At 36.9% G+C, this 3,018-nt stretch carries 2 protein-coding genes and 2 pseudogenes; all 4 read left to right on the top strand.

Features of this window, described 5'->3' with window-relative positions:
- On the top strand, window positions 1-307 hold a 307-nt coding region (locus J576_RS19140), incomplete at its 5' end, for an IS5/IS1182 family transposase (protein WP_033855602.1).
- Window positions 308-355: 48 nt separating this feature from the next.
- Window positions 356-2,185, top strand: a pseudogene (locus J576_RS19135) (fimbria/pilus outer membrane usher protein); the annotation flags it as partial.
- Window positions 2,182-2,799 (top strand): annotated as a pseudogene (locus tag J576_RS19130) (fimbrial protein); the annotation flags it as partial. The pseudogenes J576_RS19135 and J576_RS19130, both read left to right, overlap by 4 nt.
- Window positions 2,800-2,886: 87 nt before the next feature.
- Window positions 2,887-3,018, top strand: a 132-nt coding sequence (locus J576_RS19125; RefSeq protein ID WP_004777412.1) for a hypothetical protein, incomplete at its 3' end; no start/stop codon positions are given.

The raw sequence follows: 3,018 nt of genomic DNA, 5'->3' as shown, positions 1-3,018 counted from the left end.
TAGGCAAGCGCATGCGGTGATTCCACCTAGAAAAAATGCGAAACCATGGAAAGATACAAAGATCAGCTCGCTAGAGCGAAATGAATTACTTCGAACAGTTAAACGTTTAGGCAGCACACTATGGAAAAAATGGTCAGGCTATCATCGGCGAAGTTTGGTTGAAACTAAGATGCATTGCATCAAGTTATTAGGCGATAAACTCAGTGCTAGGAATTTTGACAGCCAAGTGAATGAGATCCATGCACGCGTAGCCGTATTAAATAAATTTACAGAATTAGGCAGACCTCATACCCAAGTTGTAACCTAAATTTTAGCAACTTAGGAAAACTCTGCCGTCAAAGGCTTTATGCAACAAAGCCATACATCAAACAATACATATGCCCAAAAAGCATTTCCTAAGTTTAATAGTGTCGTTACTTTAGGTGATTACTTTACCAATAGTAATTTTTTTGATGCCTTACCTTATCGCGGAATTAACGTAGCAAGTGATGATCGCATGCTGCCTAACAGCATGCTTGGATATGCGCCACAAATTCGGGGTTATGCAAAGACTAATGCGAAAGTTGAAGTACGCCAACAGGGAAATTTAATTTATCAAACTACCGTTACTCCTGGAAGTTTTGAAATTAATGATCTTTATCCGACAGGTTTTGGTGGTGAACTACAAGTTTCTATATACGAGACGAATGGAGAGATTCAAAAGTTCTCTATTCCCTATGCTTCTGTAGTAGAGATGCTACGCCCAAAGATGAGTCGTTATTCTTTTACTCTAGGACAATTTAGAGATGCTAATATCGATTTAAATCCATGGCTAGTACAAGGTAAATATCAACGAGGCATTAATAACTATTTAACAAGTTATACTGGGTTTCAGGCAACCGAACACTACCAGTCTTTTCTAATAGGTAGCGCATTTGCAACTCCAATTGGTGCAATTGCAGTTGATGCAACTCAATCGAAAGCTAATTTTGATCAAAAACCAACACTAAAAGGTCAAAGTTACCGTTTAAGTTATAATCGACTATTTACGCCAACGAATACAAATTTAACTTTAGCAACCTACCGATACTCAACCGAAAATTATTTGAAATTAAGAGATTCAATTTTAATTCAAGATTTACAACAACGAAATATTGATAGTTTTTCTGTAGGAAAACAAAAAAGTGAATTTCAGATCACATTAAATCAAAGTCTTCCAAATCAATGGGGCAATTTTTATTTAGTGGGTTCATGGATTAATTACTGGAATCAGCCTAATCGCAATCAACAATTTCAATTTGGTTATAGTAATCAATTTAAAGATTTGACTTACAGCATTTCTGCAATTACTCATGAGCTTGATCTCGAAGATCAACAGACTAGTCACGAAACGCAGTATTTATTGTCTTTGTCTTTTCCACTCAAATTTAAGAAAAACACAATTAATTTTAATAGCTCTATTTCTGAAGATAGCAAAACTGTAGGGATGAGTGGTTATATCGGAAACCGCTTTGATTATGGCACGTCCGTTTCATACCTAGATCAAGGACAAAGCAGTGTAAATATTAACGGTACCTACCGTAGTAATTACACAACTATAGGTGCGTCATTTAGCCAATCCGATGCATATCAGCAGGAAATGATCAATTTAAATGGAAGTGTGGTTGCTCATTCTCAAGGGCTTTTATTTGGACCAGATCAAGTGCAAACCATGGTATTGGTCTATGCCCCCGAAGCCACAGGTGCCCGAGTCGGCAATATATCTGGACTAAACATTAATAAACATGGTTATGCTGTAATCCCTTATGTTACGCCCTATCGCTTAAATGACATTAGCCTTGACCCTCAAGGGATGCCATCAAATGTTGAACTTTCAGAAACAAGTCACCGTATTGCACCTTATGCAGGATCAATAACCAGAGTCAATTTCTCTACAAAAACGGGCTATGCACTTTTTATTAGTACTCAAACTCCTAATGGTAATCACCTACCATTTGCTGCACAAGTGTTTAACCAGAATAACGAAGTAGTTGGAATGGTAGCCCAAGGTAGTCGTATTTATTTACGTACGCCCCTGTCTCATGATCATCTTTATGTAAAGTGGGGAGAAAGTAATACAGAAGAATGTCAACTTGAATATGACATTCAATCAAAAATCTCACAGGAAAAACAATCAATTATTATGACAGAGGCAATCTGCAAATGAAAAAAATACTTATTCAGAGTGGTTTATTAATCACTAATTTCTTTATTTACAACCAAGCAAATGCAAACTGTACTTTAAGTAAAGGTTTTACTACAGTTGATATTCCGATAACGATTGGCACCATTGTGGTTCGTCCAAATGATCCAGTAGGCACAGTTTTACAAAAGAATACTTTTACCATTTCACCCAATAATTCTACTGCAACGTGTAACCGCCCTGGTGACCAAATTATAGCGGCTCTACCTCTAAATTATCCAATTAGTCCAATAGGCAATAATGTTTACGCCACAAATATACCGGGTATAGGCATTCGAATTTACCGTGAAGCAACGGACTCTTCAAACTCTTCTGGTTATTACCCATATAAGCTTACATTGACGCCTCATACAGCATATACACTTTCGCCAGGCTATATTGTTTTGGAAGTGATTAAAACTGCTGCCACTACTGGTTCTGGTGCATTAGTGGCTGGCCGTTATAGTACTTACTATGTAACAGGTCAACAAAATCGCCCCTTCTTAACAACTACAGTATTAGGTAGTTCACCTATTCTCATTGCATCATCATCTTGTGAAATTCAAAATGGTGTAGATACGGTTGTTGAACTTCCGACAGAGGTGGATCAGGAAATTTGAACAACACTTATAAGTGATATTTTGCTCCCCAAATGATGTTATAAACATCAATATATGGAGTATTTTATGGCACGTAGACCAAGAAGAAATCATTCAAATGATTTTAAAGCTAAGGTAGCACTTGCTGCGATTAAAGCAGAAAAAACACTTGCTGAATTGAGTGCTGAATTTGATGTTCATCAAAACCAAATTATCGAC

It is taken from the genome of Acinetobacter sp. 766875 (assembly GCF_000582055.1).
Taxonomy (GTDB): domain Bacteria; phylum Pseudomonadota; class Gammaproteobacteria; order Pseudomonadales; family Moraxellaceae; genus Acinetobacter; species Acinetobacter nosocomialis.
Note: the sequence above shows the minus strand (reverse complement) of the source record. Positions and strands in the feature narration are given on the sequence as shown.